Consider the following 18893-nt stretch of genomic DNA (forward strand, 5'->3'; position numbering starts at 1 on the left):
CCTCCTCTATTTTTCCATGTACCGAGTTATACATTTGTTAAAAACTCACTCACTATTTTACCAAAAAAATGCGGCTGTTCCACATGCACTGTATGGCCTGCTTCAGGAACAATCTCTATTCTACTAGATGGAAGCTTCTTATGCACCTCTTGATTAATGGCGCAAAACTTTTCGTCCCATTCTCCGCAGATGAGAAGCACAGGCGCCGCAATATCTTTTAACCGGCTCCACCAGGAAGGCTGTGAACCGGTGCCCATACCGATTAAACTGTTGGCCAGCCCAATGTTATTGTTTCTCAGACGGCCCAATCGTATCCTTTGCCGAACCTCATCAGCAAGCCGCTGCTGCGTCGAAAACAAAGGGATGCCTTCCCAATAGTCCACAAAGGCTTTGATCCCGTCACGCAAAATAAAATCCGCAAGCTTCCGATCCCGCAAGATTCGTTCTTTCCGTTCCCCGAGGGTTTTAAGGCCGGGCGTCGTGCTTTCGAGCACAAGCGCTGATATCCGTTTGGGGTATGTCATGGCAAAGGAATAAGCAAGCCTCCCCCCCATAGAATAACCAATAAGTTTCACTTTGTGAAGTTTTAAATGATCGAATATCTCGGCAAGGTCTGAAACTTGCCGGCTCGTGCTATATCTTTTTCCATTCAGCGGGGCATCACTTTCTCCGTGCCCTAAGCAATCAATTTTGATGACACGAGTATCAGGCAGCAACTGGTCGAGAAAGGCCCAGGATTCTTTGCTGCCGGTAAACCCGTGCAGACAGACGACGGCATCAGAAGCACTGGGCCGATCGTCTGTCACAGCATATCGGACGCCGTCTGCAACAGTTATGTTTACAGTTCCCATTGTTTTTTCACTTCCCGCACAGCCTCATTCAGCATATTACGATGAAGCTGAACTCTTGATTGGCGATCCGTTTTGATTTCTATAATGTGAAGGCCGGGCTTGTCAGCCTGCGGTGCGTATGATGATTTGAATTCATCCCACGAAGCCGGGCATGAATACGTGCCTCCGTAAAGCTCAGCAGCATGCTTGAAATCGAGCCCGGTCGGCGTGCCGAACAAATCTTCAAAGTGTGTCTTTTCAGATGCTTGCGGCAAAAATGAAAAAATCCCTCCGCCGTCATTGTTCACGAGGATCACAGTAAGCGGAATGTCCAATTTTTTAGCCGCCAGCAGCCCGTTTAAATCATGATAAAAAGACAAATCCCCGATCACGAGGGTCACAGGCGCTTTTGTTCCTTCACAAACACCCATGGCAGAAGAGACGACACCATCAATCCCATTTGCGCCACGGTTTGAATAGATACGGAAATTGCGGTCCTGATTTTCGAAAAACGTATCAACATCCCTGATTGGCATGCTGTTTCCGACAAACAGCGAGCTATTTTCGGGCACAAGATGCTGGAGGATTCGGTAGAGGTTGCCCTCAAATGAAACCTCTTCATTGCTGATCGTTTGCAAATGCTCACGGAAACGCTGGTTCACAATCTGCCATTTTTCCAGCCATTCCAAAGTTCGGTCCACTCCAGTATGTTCAGCCATGATCGCCTCGGCAAAACTAGACGGGCTGCAGTGAATCATATGTGCGCTTGCCTGTGTCGGGTCTCTCCAGCCGCCATCCTCATCAATCACAATCTGCTGAATGGCTGGGTCATCCTTCAGCCACAAGAAAACCGGCTTTGAAACAGGCATCGGTCCGAAACGGATCACGACATCAGGCCGCAGTGCTGACTTCAGCTCATCATCTTTTAAAAATGAGTCATACGCATCAATAACGGTGCTTTTATCATGGACGCCGTTCCGCAGGTTAGACAGCGGGTCAGCTAAAATTGGATAATGTAGCGCTTTTGACAGCTCCACAATGTTTTGTTTATCAGCATCACTGTGAAGTTCTCCGCAGACGATCATGCCTTTTTCGGCCTCTTTCAGCATTGCAGCCACGTCAGACAGAGAGTTCCGGTCCACCGATTGCGTACCCGTTTTCACTGACACGTGACGCCCAGTTCTCATTCTTTCAAACGGCTGATCAGAAAGATCAGGCATCAGCGGCTCACGAAGCGGTACATTCACGTGCACAGGACCCATTGGACGCTTTTGTGCTTCCCCGGCGGCACGTCCTGCCAGCGTTCGGATATATCTCAGCATATGCGGCGACTCTTCGGGAAGAGCAGAGTCTGTGAAAAACTTAACAAAGTTACCGAATAAGAAGTGCTGATTAATGGCCTGCGGTGCGCCTACTTCACGCAGCTCGTGCGGCCGATCAGCAGTTAACACTATAATCGGTACTCTTGAATAATGGGCTTCAATCACAGCCGGATAAAAGTTGGCCGCGGCCGTTCCTGATGTGCAAATCAGAAGCACGGGACGCTGCTGTGCTTTTGCCAGCCCCAATGCAAAAAATCCGGCAGATCTTTCATCAATTTGGATATGGACGTTGATATCCGGATGCGCGGCTGCAAGAATTGCCAGCGGTGTGGATCTTGAGCCTGGACAAACGACAGCGTCTGTAATTCCGGAAAGGGCGAATTCATCAATAAAACTTCCGATGTAATGAGTAATCGGGTTCACTGTCAACGTCTCTCACCTCCCAGTGCAGAGATCATCGGCTTTAATTTCATCTGTGTTTCTTCGTATTCCGATTGCGGTTCAGAGTCTTCCACAATGCCGCACCCGGCAAACAGGCGTGCTGTGCTGCCTTCAATCAGCCCTGAACGGATGGCAACAGCAAATTCTCCGTTATCCTGACTGTCAATCCAGCCGACAGGAGCCGCATACCAGCCGCGGGACATCGGTTCGATCTCTCTAATCACTTCTACCGCTTTTTTCTGAGGTGCTCCCCCAAGCGCCGGAGTAGGATGCAATTTCTCTATTAAGTCAAATAGCGAAGCCGAATCACGAAGCTGCCCGACAATCGGCGTAAATAAGTGCTGGACGCTTTTCGTTTTGTACAATACAGGTTTGTCAGGCTTTTCAACGTCCGAACAGCTTGATACAAAAGCGTTATGAATCATGCCTACAACAATATCATGCTCCAGCAGATTTTTCTCATCGTTTAATAATTCAAGGCCGATGCGGCGGTCTTCTTCTTCATCAGAGCCGCGCTTTATAGAACCTGCCAGACAAGTAGACATGACAGTGTTCCCGTCTCTTTTAATCAGTCTTTCCGGAGAAGCGCCGACAAAGGTTTTGCCTTCTTGTTCGATTGCAAAAACATAGCTTGTCTGCTGATCGGTCAAAAGCGTTTTAAGCACCGGTTCAATTTTGACCGGACCATCAAACGTGAGCAGCAGCTCTCTGGCAAGAACCACTTTATCATATTGTTTCTCTTTAATTTGGCTTGTTGCCGTTTCGATTGCTTTCAGCCAATCAGACTTATCCAGCTCCTGAGATGCTGTCATCACAGCCTGATCTTCTTGATTGAAATCAGGGATCATAAATTCCGCTGCAAAAGATTTTAAGCCTTCCAAAACAGCTTCTGCATCATCTTCTCCGCTTACCCATCTGTTAACTGTAAGGAATGGGCCTTCAGCAGTTATCGTCAGCATAAGCGAAGGCACAAAGAAATCCCCTTCCGAGAAATGGTCCCATTCAGTACCTCTTTCTTCGTAAGGGTCGAAGGAAAAGCCTCCGAATAAAACAGGTCCCACTGCAGAGTGCTGCAGCTTTTCTTCTTCATAAATATGAAAAGCCGTCTTTTTAAAGCGCTCCCATTGTTCAAAAACCTCACGATACCGCTCGTCGTTTTTTTGATTCGTATGGAAAACAGCTTCTTTGCCAAGACCGACTATTGTCAATTCACTTTCAGGTTCTGACCAAAAAAATCGATTGCCTGTATATTTTTTTGCTCCGTAATTGAAAAATGATAGAGGGTCAAGAGACTCAATTTGTCTCGAATAGCTTATTAAGACAGCATGGTTGACTTCTTTGGCTTTATATAATGCATGTAGAACTTCCTTTCGGAACGTACGCTGCACCGTTGTCACCATGAGACATTCCTCCATAATTCTTAAAATGCTTTTAATACCATACACCTGTGTCTACATTGTGTCAAATACACAGATCATGCAGTCCAAATGGCCTGCCTTACCTATTATAAACCTAATTCCAGAAATGAAAAAGAAACAAACCTTAAATTTCTTTCTCCACTGATAGCAAAGGTTGTATCCGCTTACCATATAAGGAAAATCTCCTATATTCCTCCACAAGGGATTTATGAAAGTTCTCAGGCGATCTGTCCATACTAAAGGTATGCATTACAGAGAAACGAGGCGATTATATTGCTTACAAACGAACAGCTTCAGCATTTAAAAAAAGAACTTGAAGAAACGAAGGAAGATATATTGAACCGCTTCAAAGACAATGACCACTTTCAGCTCAATTCAGCCTTTCCGTATGATTCATGGGGTGAGCTTTCTGCTTATGACAACCACCCAGGCGATCAGGCGACAGAGCTTTATGAGCGTGAAAAAGACATTGCTCTTGATTTACATGAACGGGAGCATCTCCGGGACATTGAGCATTCATTGAAGGCGATAGAAAACGGCACGTACGGGATTTGTGAGGTCAGCGGAAAAGAAATCCCTTATGAACGTCTTGAAGCGCTTCCGACTGCCACGACGCTCGCAGAGTATTCATCACAGGATGTCGTTTCCAAAGACCGTCCGATTGAGGAAGAAACACCCTTCGGTCAATTTGAATTTGACGATGATGAAGAAATCAGAGCGCCTTATGACAGTGAAGACTCCTACCAGGACGTTGAAAAATACGGAAACTCAGAAACACCGCAGGACATGGAAAATCCGCCGCTCAGCTATGATGATATGACAATGAATGCCGAAGAAAATATCGGCAATACAGAATCATATGAGAATTTCATTGCTACAGATATTACAGGCAAAGAAATTACAGTGTATCCAAGCAGGGCACATGAACGTTATGAGGAAGAGCTGGATGAAGAAGGCATCATGACGACGTTTGGCGACCTCCATGCAGATTGACACCCCCGGGAAAAAGTTAATGTCTGCATTTGTATACAAACCGTATAACTGAAGCTCATCTACATCATCACCCCCGCATACCGCGGGGGTGATCTATCCAAGATAAAGGAAAAGTACATGTAAAATAAATACATACCGGAGGAAACACATGAAAAAGATGATCGGCGCAATCGTGGTTTTTATCCTTACATACGCGCTGTTTTCAGCCGCAGACTATCTATTTCCTATCGACCAAAATTGGTATCATTCACTGAAAAAGCCAGACTGGACGCCAAGCGGGCCAACGATCGGCATCATCTGGGCCATCCTGTTTGCACTGATTTCTCTTTCAGCTGCCATTGTTTATGCCAAAAGGTCATTTAGACAAGCGAAAAGCTTTTGGCTGGCGTTTTTGATCAATTATGTGCTGAATCAGGCATTCAGTTATTTTCAGTTTACGCAAAAGAATCTCCTTGCCGCATCCATTGACTGCCTGCTTGTCACGATAACAGCGCTGGTTGTGATCATCATTGCAAAAGTATACAGCAGGGCCGCAAGCTGGCTTCTTGTGCCTTATTTTTTATGGAGTGCCTTTGCAACAGTCTTATCCTTTACGATCTATTCAATGAATCTTTGAACAAAAAAAGCCGCTCAAATAGCGGCTTTTTTACACCATCGGCTTAATTTTCCAAATGTGTTTCGCATATTCATGAATCGTCCGGTCGCTTGAAAAATAGCCTGAATGGGCAATGTTTAAGATTGAACGCTCTGACCATTTTCGCCGATCTTGATAATCAGCTTGAACACGCTCCTGAGCATCCGCGTATGAGCTGAAATCCTTCAATACAAAATACTCGTCATTATGCGGCAGCAGCGAATCATAAATGGATTCAAATTCATCAGGTTCACCTTCAAAAAAGCCGTTGATCAGCTGATCGGCAACCTGCCTGATTCTGCGGTCATGCTGATAATATTCCCTTGATCTGTAGCCTCCGTTTTCCTGGTAGGAAAGAACGTCATCCGCCTTCAAACCAAATGTGTAAACACAATCAGCTCCGACGCGTTGCAGAATTTCAATATTCGCCCCGTCATGTGTGCCGATTGTCAGCGCGCCATTCATCATAAACTTCATATTTCCTGTACCGGACGCTTCCTTGCTTGCAGTCGAGATTTGTTCACTTACATCTGATGCCGGAAAAATCTGCTCCGCCATAGAAACCCTGTAATTTTCTAAAAAAACGACCTTGAGCAGCTGCCTCACCGCCGGATCATAATTTACCTTCTCCGCAACGGAATGAATCAGTTTAATGATTTTCTTCGCGTAATGATAGCTTGGTGAAGCCTTTGCTCCGAAAATAAAGGTTTGCGGATAAATTGAAAATCCCGAATCCTCCTTCAGGCGGTTATACAAATACATAATATGAAGAACATTCAGCAGCTGCCGTTTATACGCATGAAGCCGTTTTACCTGCACGTCAAATATGCTGTCCGGATTCACTGCCACTCCGGCCGTGCAAAAAATCAGATCAGCAAGCTCTTGCTTTTTTCTGCTTTTGTTATTTTGGAACTGCTCAATAAAAGCGGGGTCAGTAGCGTACGGTTCGAGCTGAATCAGGGATTCCGGATGTTTTATCCATTCATTGCCTATCGCATCTGTTATCATGGCGGACAAGCCGGGGTTGGCTTTTAACAGCCAGCGTCTATGGGCAATTCCATTTGTTTTATTGTTAAACCGATTCGGAAACATCAAATGAAAATTACGCATTTCCCGTTCCTTTAATATGTCGGAATGAATTTTGGCAACTCCGTTGACACTGTAGCTTCCCACTATTGCGAGGTGAGCCATTTTGACAACTCCGTGCGCCGTAATCGCCATATCCTCTATCCTTTTCCAATCACCGGGATACTTCTCCCAAACCGCTCTGCAAAACCTCTCATTAATCTCTTCAATAATCATATACATTCGCGGGAGCAACGGCTTAAATAAATGAATCGGCCATTTTTCAAGCGCTTCTGACAGTGTCGTATGATTCGTATAGGAAATTGTATGTACCGTGATATGCCAGGCATCTTCCCAATTCATGTTCTCTTCATCAAGCAAAATCCGCATCAGCTCTGGCACAGCAAGTGCAGGATGGGTGTCATTAATATGAATGCTTACTTTTTTATGCAGGCTATATAATGATTGATTCGTTTTGCGATAATTGTTCACTATGCTTTTTAAACTGGCACACACTAAAAAGTACTGCTGCTTCAGCCGTAATATCTTACCCTCGTCATGCGTGTCATCAGGGTACAAAAATTCAGATACAGCTTCTGTTTCCCGTTTATAAGACAAAATATTGCCGCCATGATAATGCGCATAAGGCTCGGCGTTCCAAAGTCTTAACGTGTTGACTGTGCCCGTATCATATCCGATGATCGGGATATCGTAAGGAACGGCGGTAATAATTGTTGCTTGTTCATGACGAAAATGCAGACGGCCGTTTTTTTCAGTCATATGCACCTCGCCCCAAAACGGCACGTCAACCGCCTGATCAGCATTTCTTACTTCCCATACATTTCCGTTTTTCAGCCATTGCTCAGGCAGCTCAACTTGATGCCCGTCAACAATCTTTTGTTCAAATAAGCCATGCTTATACCGAATACCCATCCCATGCCCAGGCAAATTTAACGAAGCCAGAGAATCTAAGAAGCAAGCAGCCAATCGCCCGAGACCGCCATTCCCCAACCCCGCGTCGCTCTCCATATAAAGGATCTCGTCTAGACTGATGCCGATCTCTTTCAGACCCGCTTCCACTACATCCCGAATACCGAGATTCATTAAATTCTGTTCAAGGAGCTGCCCGAGAAGAAATTCAATCGACAAATAATATGTCTGCTTTCCGGAATTGGACCTGCTTCTTTCATTTGTCTGAATCCAATCAGCGCTGATGTACTCTCTGATCATATTGCCTAAGGTTTTATATTGATCAAGCTTGGAAGATTCTTGAAAGCTTTTCCCGCACGTCATTTCCAGACGCTTTAAAAATAAGGCTGCAAAGCGTTCTTTACTCGAGAACATCCCGTCCACTCCTTGTCACATGCTCGAAAATGCGCTGATATTGTTTTGCTGATTGTTTCCAGCTGTAATCTGTATTCATTGCAGTTTTCATGATGCTCTTCCATACATCCTTTTGGCGATAAAACGACAGCGCCCTCTCGATCGTAAATTTCAGATCATGAGCATTAAAGGCTGAGAACGTAAAACCGTTGCCTGTTCCCTCTTCCTCCCGGTAGGAACGGACTGTATCATAAAGCCCGCCCGTTTCTCTGACAATCGGAATAGTGCCATATTGAAGCGCAATCATCTGCCCCAGACCGCACGGCTCAAATTTCGACGGCATCAAAAACAAATCTGAGCCCGCATAAATCTGATGGGCGAGCGGTTCATCAAACCCAATATACGCCCTGCATTTATCGTGAAATGCAAATTCAATGTACCGGAAGTAGTCCTCAAATTCCCGTTCCCCCGTACCTAGCACAATCAGCTGTATGTCTCTCTCCTCCAGCAGCTCGTGCATCATTCTCTTAACTAGATCAAGCCCCTTCTGTTTGGTCAGCCTTGTTACCATACTGATCAGCGGAATATCTTTTCGTACCGGAAGGCCCATCCGCTGCTGGAGCTTCGTTTTATTTTCTTCCTTTAAATCAAGATGTTCAGGATCGTAATGCACTTCAATATACGGATTGCTCTCTGTCTGATAGAAAGAGTCGTCAATACCGTTTAAGATCCCTGTTAAATCCTTTTCCCTATACTGCAAAACTGGCTCAAGCTGCTCGCCGTAATAAGGCGTTAAGATTTCATTTCTATAAGTCGGGCTCACCGTTGTTACATGATCAGCAGCAATAATCCCCGCTTTCATAAAATTAACAAATCCATTGCATTCTAATCTTTCATAATGAAAATGACTCATGTCCAGCCCGAGCAAGTCATGTGTCACCTCAGGCGGGAAAACACCTTGAAACTGCAAGTTATGGATCGTGAGCACACTTTTCATCTGCTCATAAAAGGGGTGCTTGCTGTATTCCTCTTTCAACAAGTAATTGACCATAGCTGTATGCCAGTCATGAGTATGAATGATATGAGCTTGAAAATTTACTGCTTCTGCCGCTTCCAGCACAGCTCTTGAAAAATAAGCAAACCGCTCCCCGTCGTCAAAATGCCCGTAAAGGGAGTCTCTTGAAAAATAATATTTATTGTCAATAAAATAATAATTCACACCATCTTCAGCCAAATGTTCAATTCCGCAATATTGCTGACGCCAGCCAACAGCAACTGTACATTCAGCTGTTTTCTTCATACGTTTTTGCCAGGCTTCAGGGATTTGACTGTATTTCGGCATGATCACCGCTACGTCGTTCCCAAGACGAGAAAGCACTTTGGGCAGCGCGCCGGCCACATCGGCCAAGCCTCCTGATTTTACAAACGGGGTACATTCTGAGACAGCAAATAACACTTTCAAGAATTCATCAGCTCTCCTTGCACCAATCCTTTTTTTAATACGAGCGGCTGCTCCTCCGTTCCCGAGACTTCAGTTGCATTGCCGATTTTGACATCCTTATCAGCAATCACCTGCTCCAGCAAACAATTCTCACCAATCTGCGTTTTTTGCATAATAATGCAATTTTTCAGCTTCGTGCCTTTCCCAACATGCACCGCCCTGAACAAGATGCAGTTTTCGACCTCTCCCTCAAGCACACAGCCGTTTGCCACTAAAGAATTTCTAACGGTATTGTACTTCCCGTATTTTGTTGGGGGCTCATCCTTCACTTTTGTATAAATCGGCTGCTGTGGCAAAAACACCTGCTGCCAAAAACGCGGCTGAATAAGCTCCATGCTATGGGTATAATACTTTTCTACAGAATCAATAACGGCCGCATACCCCGAATATTCGTATGGGCAAATGGTCAATGCGGAAGCTTCTTTTTCAACAACCTCCTGAATGGTTCTATATCCTTTTTCAACATGTCCATAGATCAATTCTTTCAAGAGTTTAGAAGACATGATATAGATTTGCAGCGACTGACCGTCCTGAAAGACCTCGGTAATGTCACAGCCCACCTCCTGATGTCTTTTTAACACATATTGAAATTGAATGTTGCATACAGTATGGCTGTTGGTGATGATGGCATATTGCTGTGTACTTCTATGAAAGTAATCGAGATGATCAGAAAACTGGCGGAATGAACCGAATTCATCATACTCATCATGCAAATGCGGTGACGGGAAAAAAAAGAGGCCGTCCTTTTTTCGGTGCAAATCCCATTCCTTCCCGGCTCCAAGATGATCCATAAGAGACCGGTAGCGATACTTCGGAAAAATCGCTACACTCCTAATATTCGCATTCACCATATTGGACAGCATAAAATCTATCAAACGGTACCTGCCAGCAAAAGGAATCGCACCAAGTGACCGCTGCGCGGTTAAATCCTGAAGAGAATGCTTATATGTGGTTTCATCTATAACACCTAACATTTGATTATTGATCAACTGATTCTGCCTCCTCTTCAGTCATTAAATCAATTCTTTCTCTACAAATTCCTCCGATACAAGCAGCACCTCCTGAATGTCTGTTTCAGATTTAATCATAGCGCCATCTGGAAGCACCAATCCCTTAGGCACGATGGCATTCTCAATCACGACATGCTCACCGATTGTCACATCCGGCATAATCACTGAACGCTTGACCGTTGCGTGCTTACCGACGGTGACCCCTTGAAAAAGAACGGAGTGAGACACATTCCCATAAACAACACACCCCTCATTCACAAGTGAGTCATGAACCTGCGCCTCAGGCGAAATAAATTGCGGAGGCTGATTCGGATTGACAGAGTAAATCTTCCAATTGCGTTCAAACAGCCCCAGTTCAGACTGGTCTTTCAGCAAATCCATATTGGCCTCCCATAAGCTCTGCACCGTTCCGACATCCTTCCAATATCCTTTAAACGGATAAGCGGAAAGCTTCTTTTTCTCCTCCAAAAGAAGAGGAATGATATCTTTGCCGAAGTCATGGCTTGAATACGGATTCCGGTCATCCATCTCAAGATATTGCTTCAAGAGGGGCCAATTGAAAATATAAATACCCATGGATGCCAAATTGCTCTTTGGGAATTTAGGCTTTTCATCAAAATGTGTGATGACCCCGTCTTCATTTGCTTTCATGATGCCGAATCGGCTTGCTTCTTCCCATCCCACTTCAATCACGGAGATGGTCACATCCGCTTTCTTTTCAATATGAAAATCAAGCATTTTGCCGTAGTCCATTTTATAAATGTGATCGCCTGATAAGATCAGCACATACTCGGGATCATATTGGTTCAGGTAATTAAGATTTTCATAAATTGCGCTTGCCGTCCCTTTATACCATTTCACTTCGGATGACTCAGCATAAGGAGGCAATACTGTAACGCCCCCATTGTGCCTGTCAAGGTCCCATGCACTGCCAATGCCAATATAGGAATTCAGCTCCAATGGCTGATATTGCGTTAAGATGCCTACTGTGTCTATGCCTGAATTCGAGCAGTTGCTGAGCGTAAAATCAATAATCCGGTATTTCCCCCCAAAAGATACGGCCGGTTTTGCCATATTTTTTGTTAATCCGCTGAGACGGCTGCCCTTCCCGCCGGCAAGGAGCATAGCCACACATTGTTTTTTCATTATTTTATCTCTCCTCTTTTTTTCACCGCCCGCATTATCGAAATGCCATAAGGGGGGATTGTCATCGTGATATAGTACGGTTTTTGATGAACAGCTCCAGATTTGGCTGCTAACGGCTTTTTATTCAATTGACCTGAGCCCCCATATTTTTCATTGTCACTGTTCAACACTTCGATATATTGGGTAAGAAAGGGAACGCCTACATCGTATTGATGATAGACCGAGGGGGTAAAATTACATAAGATGATAAGCGCCTCACCGTGCCGTCTGCCGTACCGAATAAAAGAGAAAATTGATTGCTCCTCATTGTGGACATCAATCCATTCAAATGATTGAGCACGATGGTCATTTTCATAAAGGATTTTGCTTTTTTGATAAAAGCGGAGAAGATCTTGAGTAAAAACACTTGCTTTCTGATGCATGGGGAAGGTGTTCAAAAACCAATCAAGCTGTTCTGTATCTTTCCATTCATCGAATTGAGCAAATTCCGAACCCATAAAAATGAGTTTTTTACCGGGATGAGCGGTCATATAACCGAGTAAAAGCCGATATTGGGCAAATTTCTGCCAATAGTCGCCAGGCATCTTATGAAGAAGCGATTTTTTCCCATACACGACTTCATCATGAGAAAATGGCAATACAAAATGTTCACTAAACGCATAAAGCAAGGAAAAAGACACAAGCTGATGGCAGTCCCGCCTTTGTTCAAAAGGCGTCTCCATGTATCTCAGCACATCATTCATCCAGCCCATGTTCCATTTAAAATGAAAGCCAAGCCCCCCTTCCTCAACAGAACCTGTTACTTGAGGCCATTCGGTGGAATCTTCCGCTATCATCATGACATGCGGATATGCCTCCCGCATTGTTTGATTCAGCTTCTTTAAAAATGCAACTGCATAGGGATTCATATGACGTTCAGCCTGATTTGGCCAATACAGCATATTGGCCACGGCATCGACCCTAAAACCATCTATATGATAGAATTCCGCCCAGTACAACGCATTAGAAATTAAAAAACTTTGAACTTCCGGTTTTCCTAAATCAAAGTTAGCGGTGCCCCACAGCCAGTTCTCCCGGTCACGCTCTTCTTGATATTCGTAAAGAGGCGCTCCATCAAACATATAAAGCCCATGCGAATCTTTACAAAAATGTCCGGGGACCCAATCAAGTATGACGCCGATGTTTGCCTGATGGCATTCATCCACAAACCTCATCAAATCATGAGGCGTGCCAAATCGGCTTGTCGGGCTGTAATACCCCGTTGCTTGATAACCCCAAGAGCGATCATAAGGATGTTCATAAACGGGCAGCAGCTCGATATGGGTAAACCCCTGCTCTTTGATATAAGGAATAAGAGACTGGCCTAATTCTTCATAGGAGTAAAGCGTGCCATCGGAATGCTTCTTCCATGAACCAAGGTGAAGCTCATAAATAAAAACCGGCTTTTCATATATCGTTTTATCTTTCTGCTTCTTTTGCCACTTTTGATCATGCCAGCTGTACCCTGCAAGATCGTAAGTAAGAGACGCCGTATTCGGTCTCACTTCTGAATAAAAAGCATACGGGTCTGCCTTCAGCATAGTCTTTCCGCTATTTGTCACGATTTCATACTTATATCGTTCCTTTTCTTTCAAACCTGGAACAAATAATGTCCAAATGCCGTTATCATTAACTTTTTGCATCACATGAAGCTCACCTGACCAACTGTTAAAATCCCCAGCCACTCGAACTTCTGACGCATGAGGCGCCCACACACAAAACTCATACCCGGTTTGGCCATTCAGCTCGCGATAATGCGAGCCAAACAGCTGATAGCTTTTAAACAGACTGCCTTCGTGAAAAAGATAAACATCATGTGCTGTTGGGCTGGCAGCGGCCATGTAATCATCCTTTCTGACATCATAGTTTTCATTTATATTATTTATTCGGAGAAATAAAAAAAGCCCTTTCTAGAAAGCGCTTATATTTATTGACATAAAACTTCATTTTCTGAAGAAAAACAAGAGATATGGAGTTTTTTGTTGTAAATCTGATATAAAAATAAAAAACAAAATCAGATGTATATTATATCGTTTTAGGAAAATAAAAAAACCTTGCAGGATATGCAAGGTTTCAGGATGACCCGTACGGGATTCGAACCCGTGTTACCGCCGTGAAAGGGCGGTGTCTTAACCGCTTGACCAACGGGCCGTCATGGCGGAGAAGGAGGGATTTGAACCCTCGCGCCGCTTACACGACCTACACCCTTAGCAGGGGCGCCTCTTCAGCCACTTGAGTACTTCTCCATATGGCTCCACAGGCAGGATTCGAACCTGCGACCGATCGGTTAACAGCCGATAGCTCTACCACTGAGCTACTGTGGAATGTAAATGTCATGGTATGGTGGGCCTGAATGGACTCGAACCATCGACCTCACGCTTATCAGGCGTGCGCTCTAACCAGCTGAGCTACAGGCCCATGACGATATAGAAATGGAGCGGGTGATGGGAATCGAACCCACGACATCAGCTTGGAAGGCTGAGGTTTTACCACTAAACTACACCCGCGATTTTATTTGGGGCGATTGATGGGAATCGAACCCACGAATGCCAGAGCCACAATCTGGTGCGTTAACCACTTCGCCACAACCGCCAAAATATATATTTGTAAATGGTGGCTCGGGACGGAATCGAACCGCCGACACACGGATTTTCAGTCCGTTGCTCTACCAACTGAGCTACCGAGCCTTATGATTTAAATGGCGGTCCGGACGGGACTCGAACCCGCGACCTCCTGCGTGACAGGCAGGCATTCTAACCAACTGAACTACCGGACCATTTTGATTTTAATTGGTTGCACCCTTCGGGCGCTCCTTATTTAAAAGGATATATTTTTTGGTTGCGGGGGCAGGATTTGAACCTGCGACCTTCGGGTTATGAGCCCGACGAGCTACCGAACTGCTCCACCCCGCGATGATAAAATGTAAGGATATATATGGCGGAGGAAGAGGGATTCGAACCCCCGCGGGCTTTGACACCCCTGTCGGTTTTCAAGACCGATCCCTTCAGCCAGACTTGGGTATTCCTCCGTATTGTGGTGGACCTTGTAGGACTCGAACCTACGACCGGACGGTTATGAGCCGTCTGCTCTAACCAACTGAGCTAAAGGTCCTTTGGTAGCGGCGGAGGGGATCGAACCCCCGACCTCACGGGTATGAACCGTACGCTCTAGCCAGCTGAGCTACACCGCCAAATCATATATTGAAACCAAGTGGAGCCTAGCGGGATCGAACCGCTGACCTCCTGCGTGCAAAGCAGGCGCTCTCCCAGCTGAGCTAAGGCCCCAAGAATGGTCGGGAAGACAGGATTCGAACCTGCGACCCCATGGTCCCAAACCATGTGCTCTACCAAGCTGAGCTACTTCCCGATTTCATGTAAATCATGGCGCGCCCGAGAGGAGTCGAACCCCTAACCTTTTGATCCGTAGTCAAACGCTCTATCCAATTGAGCTACGGGCGCAAATGATAATGCCGAGGGCCGGACTTGAACCGGCACGGTAGTCACCTACCGCAGGATTTTAAGTCCTGTGTGTCTGCCAATTCCACCACCCCGGCGTGGATGGTATAGTTGGAGCGGAAGACGGGATTCGAACCCGCGACCCCCACCTTGGCAAGGTGGTGTTCTACCACTGAACTACTTCCGCAGAAATGGTGCGGATGAAGGGACTTGAACCCCCACGTCTGTAAAGACACTAGAGCCTGATTCTAGCGCGTCTGCCAATTCCGCCACATCCGCAACATATAAATGGTGAGCCATGAAGGACTCGAACCTTCGACCCTCTGATTAAAAGTCAGATGCTCTACCAACTGAGCTAATGGCTCTTCTTACAAGAGACTTGAATATTATATCATATAAAAGTGGTGCCGGCAAGAGGACTTGAACCCCCAACCTACTGATTACAAGTCAGTTGCTCTACCAATTGAGCTACACCGGCTCATATGTAAACATATTATGTATAGTAAATATGGTGGAGGATGACGGGCTCGAACCGCCGACCCTCTGCTTGTAAGGCAGATGCTCTCCCAGCTGAGCTAATCCTCCATAATTGCACTAACGTGCAATTGCTTGGCGGCGTCCTACTCTCACAGGGGGAAACCCCCGACTACCATCGGCGCTGAAGAGCTTAACTTCCGTGTTCGGCATGGGAACGGGTGTGACCTCTTCGCTATCGCCACCAAACAATTGAGAGTGTTCTCTCAAAACTAGATAACAGGTGTGACATCATTAGAAATTGGGTTAAGTCCTCGATCGATTAGTATCTGTCAGCTCCATGTGTCGCCACACTTCCACCTCAGACCTATCAACCTGATCATCTTTCAGGGATCTTACTTCCTTGCGGAATGGGAAATCTCATCTTGAGGGGGGCTTCATGCTTAGATGCTTTCAGCACTTATCCCGTCCGCACATAGCTACCCAGCGATGCCCTTGGCAGAACAACTGGTACACCAGCGGTGCGTCCATCCCGGTCCTCTCGTACTAAGGACAGCTCCTCTCAAATTTCCTGCGCCCGCGACGGATAGGGACCGAACTGTCTCACGACGTTCTGAACCCAGCTCGCGTACCGCTTTAATGGGCGAACAGCCCAACCCTTGGGACCGACTACAGCCCCAGGATGCGATGAGCCGACATCGAGGTGCCAAACCTCCCCGTCGATGTGGACTCTTGGGGGAGATAAGCCTGTTATCCCCGGGGTAGCTTTTATCCGTTGAGCGATGGCCCTTCCATGCGGAACCACCGGATCACTAAGCCCGACTTTCGTCCCTGCTCGACTTGTAGGTCTCGCAGTCAAGCTCCCTTGTGCCTTTACACTCTGCGAATGATTTCCAACCATTCTGAGGGAACCTTTGGGCGCCTCCGTTACCTTTTAGGAGGCGACCGCCCCAGTCAAACTGCCCACCTGACACTGTCTCCCCGCCCGATAAGGGCGGCGGGTTAGAAGGTCAATACAGCCAGGGTAGTATCCCACCGATGCCTCCACCGAATCTGGCGCTCCGGTTTCCAAGGCTCCTACCTATCCTGTACAAGCTGTACCAACATTCAATATCAGGCTGCAGTAAAGCTCCACGGGGTCTTTCCGTCCTGTCGCGGGTAACCTGCATCTTCACAGGTACTATAATTTCACCGAGTCTCTCGTTGAGACAGTGCCCAGATCGTTGCGCCTTTCGTGCGGGTCGGAACTTACCCGACAAGGAATTTCGCTACCTTAGGACCGTTATAGTTACGGCCGCCGTTTACTGGGGCTTCAATTCGCACCTTCGCTTACGCTAAGCGCTCCTCTTAACCTTCCAGCACCGGGCAGGCGTCAGCCCCTATACTTCGCCTTACGGCTTCGCAGAGACCTGTGTTTTTGCTAAACAGTCGCCTGGGCCTATTCACTGCGGCTCTCTCGGGCTTGCACCCTAACAGAGCACCCCTTCTCCCGAAGTTACGGGGTCATTTTGCCGAGTTCCTTAACGAGAGTTCTCTCGATCACCTTAGGATTCTCTCCTCGCCTACCTGTGTCGGTTTGCGGTACGGGCACCTCTCACCTCGCTAGAGGCTTTTCTTGGCAGTGTGGAATCAGGAACTTCGCTACTAAATTTCGCTCGCCATCACAGCTCAGCCTTATGGGAAACGGATTTGCCTATTTCCCAGCCTAACTGCTTGGACGCGGATATCCAATACCGCGCTTACCCTATCCTCCTGCGTCCCCCCATTGCTCAAATGGTGAGGAGGTGGTACAGGAATATCAACCTGTTGTCCATCGCCTACGCCTTTCGGCCTCGGCTTAGGTCCCGACTAACCCTGAGCGGACGAGCCTTCCTCAGGAAACCTTAGGCATTCGGTGGAGGGGATTCTCACCCCTCTTTCGCTACTCATACCGGCATTCTCACTTCTAAGCGCTCCACCAGTCCTTCCGGTCTGGCTTCACAGCCCTTAGAACGCTCTCCTACCACTGTTCGAAGAACAGTCCGCAGCTTCGGTGATACGTTTAGCCCCGGTACATTTTCGGCGCAGAGTCACTCGACCAGTGAGCTATTACGCACTCTTTAAATGGTGGCTGCTTCTAAGCCAACATCCTGGTTGTCTAAGCAACTCCACATCCTTTTCCACTTAACGTATACTTTGGGACCTTAGCTGGCGGTCTGGGCTGTTTCCCTTTCGACTACGGATCTTATCACTCGCAGTCTGACTCCCAAGGATAAGTCATTGGCATTCGGAGTTTGACTGAATTCGGTAACCCGGTAGGGGCCCCTAGTCCAATCAGTGCTCTACCTCCAAGACTCTTACCTTGAGGCTAGCCCTAAAGCTATTTCGGAGAGAACCAGCTATCTCCAGGTTCGATTGGCATTTCACCCCTACCCACACCTCATCCCCGCACTTTTCAACGTGCGTGGGTTCGGGCCTCCATTCAGTGTTACCTGAACTTCACCCTGGACATGGGTAGATCACCTGGTTTCGGGTCTACGACCACGTACTCATGCGCCCTATTCAGACTCGCTTTCGCTGCGGCTCCGCATCTTCTGCTTAACCTTGCACGGGATCGTAACTCGCCGGTTCATTCTACAAAAGGCACGCCATCACCCGTTAACGGGCTCTGACTACTTGTAGGCACACGGTTTCAGGATCTCTTTCACTCCCCTTCCGGGGTGCTTTTCACCTTTCCCTCACGGTACTGGTTCACTATCGGTCACTAGGGAGTATTTAGCCTTGGGAGATGGTCCTCCCGGATTCCGACGGAATTTCACGTGTTCCGCCGTACTCAGGATCCACTCTGGAGAGAACGAAGTTTTGACTACAGGGCTGTTACCTTCTATGGCGGGCCTTTCCAGACCTCTTCATCTACCTCGTTCCTTTGTAACTCCGTATAGAGTGTCCTACAACCCCAAGAGGCAAGCCTCTTGGTTTGGGCTAATCCCGTTTCGCTCGCCGCTACTCAGGGAATCGCATTTGCTTTCTCTTCCTCCGGGTACTTAGATGTTTCAGTTCCCCGGGTCTGCCTTCTCATATCCTATGAATTCAGATATGGATACCACTCCATTACGAGTGGTGGGTTTCCCCATTCGGAAATCTCCGGATCAAAGCTTGCTTACAGCTCCCCGAAGCATATCGGTGTTCGTCCCGTCCTTCATCGGCTCCTAGTGCCAAGGCATCCACCGTGCGCCCTTTCTAACTTAACCGTTAAAAAGAAT

Annotated in this window: 10 protein-coding genes, 21 tRNA genes and 2 rRNA genes; 2 read left to right on the plus strand and 31 right to left on the minus strand. The window is 46.7% G+C overall.

Annotation, left to right across the window (positions count from 1 at the left end):
- Window positions 1-26 precede the first annotated feature (26 nt).
- From menH to HC660_RS15430, 3 genes are read right to left on the minus strand one after another with little or no spacing between them, the layout of a single operon-like run.
- Window positions 27-851, minus strand: coding sequence for a 2-succinyl-6-hydroxy-2,4-cyclohexadiene-1-carboxylate synthase (gene menH, locus HC660_RS15420; RefSeq protein WP_168748598.1), 825 nt, complete (start codon window positions 849-851; stop codon window positions 27-29).
- A complete protein-coding gene (gene menD, locus HC660_RS15425; RefSeq protein WP_168748599.1) occupies window positions 839-2581 on the minus strand; it encodes a 2-succinyl-5-enolpyruvyl-6-hydroxy-3-cyclohexene-1-carboxylic-acid synthase in 1743 nt (580 codons plus the stop codon). Before menD ends, menH begins: the two co-directional genes overlap by 13 nt.
- Entirely contained in the window at window positions 2578-3993 is a 1416-nt protein-coding gene (locus HC660_RS15430; RefSeq protein WP_029441396.1) for an isochorismate synthase, read from the minus strand. The genes menD and HC660_RS15430 overlap by 4 nt, the downstream gene beginning before the upstream one ends.
- Before the next feature lie 291 nt (window positions 3994-4284).
- On the opposite strand from HC660_RS15430, the gene HC660_RS15435 reads away from it, so the two are divergent.
- Together HC660_RS15435 and HC660_RS15440 are read left to right on the plus strand one after the other, a co-directional pair.
- A complete protein-coding gene (locus tag HC660_RS15435; RefSeq protein WP_010331607.1) occupies window positions 4285-5004 on the plus strand; it encodes a yteA family sporulation protein in 720 nt (239 codons plus the stop codon).
- Between the two features lie 148 nt (window positions 5005-5152).
- Window positions 5153-5620 carry a TspO/MBR family protein gene (locus tag HC660_RS15440; RefSeq protein ID WP_168748600.1) on the plus strand — a complete coding sequence of 156 codons (468 nt, stop codon included), beginning with the start codon at window positions 5153-5155 and terminating at the stop codon, window positions 5618-5620.
- 30 nt (window positions 5621-5650) lie between these two features.
- Here the strand turns inward: HC660_RS15440 and glgP are convergent, their stop codons facing one another.
- The 28 genes from glgP to HC660_RS15580 all read right to left on the minus strand — a co-directional run bounded on the left by glgP (window position 5651) and on the right by HC660_RS15580 (window position 18881).
- Complete coding sequence (glgP, locus tag HC660_RS15445; RefSeq protein ID WP_168748601.1) at window positions 5651-8047, minus strand: glycogen phosphorylase GlgP; 2397 nt, start codon at window positions 8045-8047, stop codon at window positions 5651-5653.
- Window positions 8034-9488, minus strand: coding sequence for a glycogen synthase GlgA (gene glgA / locus HC660_RS15450; RefSeq protein ID WP_168748602.1), 1455 nt, complete (start codon window positions 9486-9488; stop codon window positions 8034-8036). The genes glgP and glgA overlap by 14 nt, the downstream gene beginning before the upstream one ends.
- Window positions 9485-10516 (minus strand): glucose-1-phosphate adenylyltransferase subunit GlgD, encoded by a 1032-nt coding sequence (glgD, locus tag HC660_RS15455; protein ID WP_010331611.1) that lies wholly within the window; start codon window positions 10514-10516, stop codon window positions 9485-9487. The genes glgA and glgD overlap by 4 nt, the downstream gene beginning before the upstream one ends.
- Window positions 10517-10540: 24 nt before the next feature.
- A complete protein-coding gene (locus HC660_RS15460) occupies window positions 10541-11683 on the minus strand; it encodes a glucose-1-phosphate adenylyltransferase (protein WP_168748603.1) in 1143 nt (380 codons plus the stop codon).
- Window positions 11683-13563 (minus strand): 1,4-alpha-glucan branching enzyme, encoded by a 1881-nt coding sequence (gene glgB / locus HC660_RS15465; RefSeq protein ID WP_168748604.1) that lies wholly within the window; start codon window positions 13561-13563, stop codon window positions 11683-11685. The genes HC660_RS15460 and glgB overlap by 1 nt, the downstream gene beginning before the upstream one ends.
- A 238-nt stretch (window positions 13564-13801) precedes the next feature.
- A tRNA-Glu gene (locus HC660_RS15470) sits at window positions 13802-13873 on the minus strand.
- Window positions 13874-13877: 4 nt separating this feature from the next.
- A tRNA-Ser gene (locus HC660_RS15475) sits at window positions 13878-13968 on the minus strand.
- Between the two features lie 3 nt (window positions 13969-13971).
- Window positions 13972-14046: transfer RNA gene (locus HC660_RS15480), tRNA-Asn, on the minus strand.
- Window positions 14047-14063: 17 nt separating this feature from the next.
- A tRNA-Ile gene (locus HC660_RS15485) sits at window positions 14064-14140 on the minus strand.
- 15 nt (window positions 14141-14155) lie between these two features.
- A tRNA-Gly gene (locus HC660_RS15490) sits at window positions 14156-14229 on the minus strand.
- A 9-nt stretch (window positions 14230-14238) separates the two neighbouring features.
- Window positions 14239-14314: transfer RNA gene (locus tag HC660_RS15495), tRNA-His, on the minus strand.
- Between the two features lie 19 nt (window positions 14315-14333).
- Window positions 14334-14409: transfer RNA gene (locus HC660_RS15500), tRNA-Phe, on the minus strand.
- Window positions 14410-14421: 12 nt separating this feature from the next.
- A tRNA-Asp gene (locus HC660_RS15505) sits at window positions 14422-14498 on the minus strand.
- A gap of 59 nt (window positions 14499-14557) precedes the next feature.
- A tRNA-Met gene (locus HC660_RS15510) sits at window positions 14558-14634 on the minus strand.
- Between the two features lie 23 nt (window positions 14635-14657).
- Window positions 14658-14750: transfer RNA gene (locus HC660_RS15515), tRNA-Ser, on the minus strand.
- Window positions 14751-14756: 6 nt separating this feature from the next.
- Window positions 14757-14833 (minus strand) — tRNA-Ile (locus tag HC660_RS15520).
- Window positions 14834-14835: 2 nt separating this feature from the next.
- A tRNA-Met gene (locus HC660_RS15525) sits at window positions 14836-14912 on the minus strand.
- Window positions 14913-14933: 21 nt separating this feature from the next.
- Window positions 14934-15006, minus strand: a tRNA-Ala gene (locus HC660_RS15530).
- Between the two features lie 5 nt (window positions 15007-15011).
- Window positions 15012-15088 (minus strand) — tRNA-Pro (locus HC660_RS15535).
- Window positions 15089-15103: 15 nt separating this feature from the next.
- A tRNA-Arg gene (locus tag HC660_RS15540) sits at window positions 15104-15180 on the minus strand.
- A 9-nt stretch (window positions 15181-15189) separates the two neighbouring features.
- Window positions 15190-15275: transfer RNA gene (locus HC660_RS15545), tRNA-Leu, on the minus strand.
- Window positions 15276-15289: 14 nt separating this feature from the next.
- Window positions 15290-15364, minus strand: a tRNA-Gly gene (locus HC660_RS15550).
- A 5-nt stretch (window positions 15365-15369) separates the two neighbouring features.
- A tRNA-Leu gene (locus HC660_RS15555) sits at window positions 15370-15456 on the minus strand.
- A gap of 10 nt (window positions 15457-15466) precedes the next feature.
- Window positions 15467-15542: transfer RNA gene (locus tag HC660_RS15560), tRNA-Lys, on the minus strand.
- A 37-nt stretch (window positions 15543-15579) separates the two neighbouring features.
- A tRNA-Thr gene (locus tag HC660_RS15565) sits at window positions 15580-15655 on the minus strand.
- Window positions 15656-15686: 31 nt separating this feature from the next.
- Window positions 15687-15762: transfer RNA gene (locus HC660_RS15570), tRNA-Val, on the minus strand.
- A gap of 22 nt (window positions 15763-15784) precedes the next feature.
- Window positions 15785-15900: ribosomal RNA gene (gene rrf / locus HC660_RS15575) — 5S ribosomal RNA — on the minus strand.
- Between the two features lie 53 nt (window positions 15901-15953).
- Window positions 15954-18881, minus strand: a 23S ribosomal RNA gene (locus tag HC660_RS15580).
- Window positions 18882-18893 lie beyond the last annotated feature (12 nt).

It is taken from the genome of Bacillus mojavensis, from assembly GCF_012648005.1.
GTDB lineage: Bacteria > Bacillota > Bacilli > Bacillales > Bacillaceae > Bacillus > Bacillus mojavensis.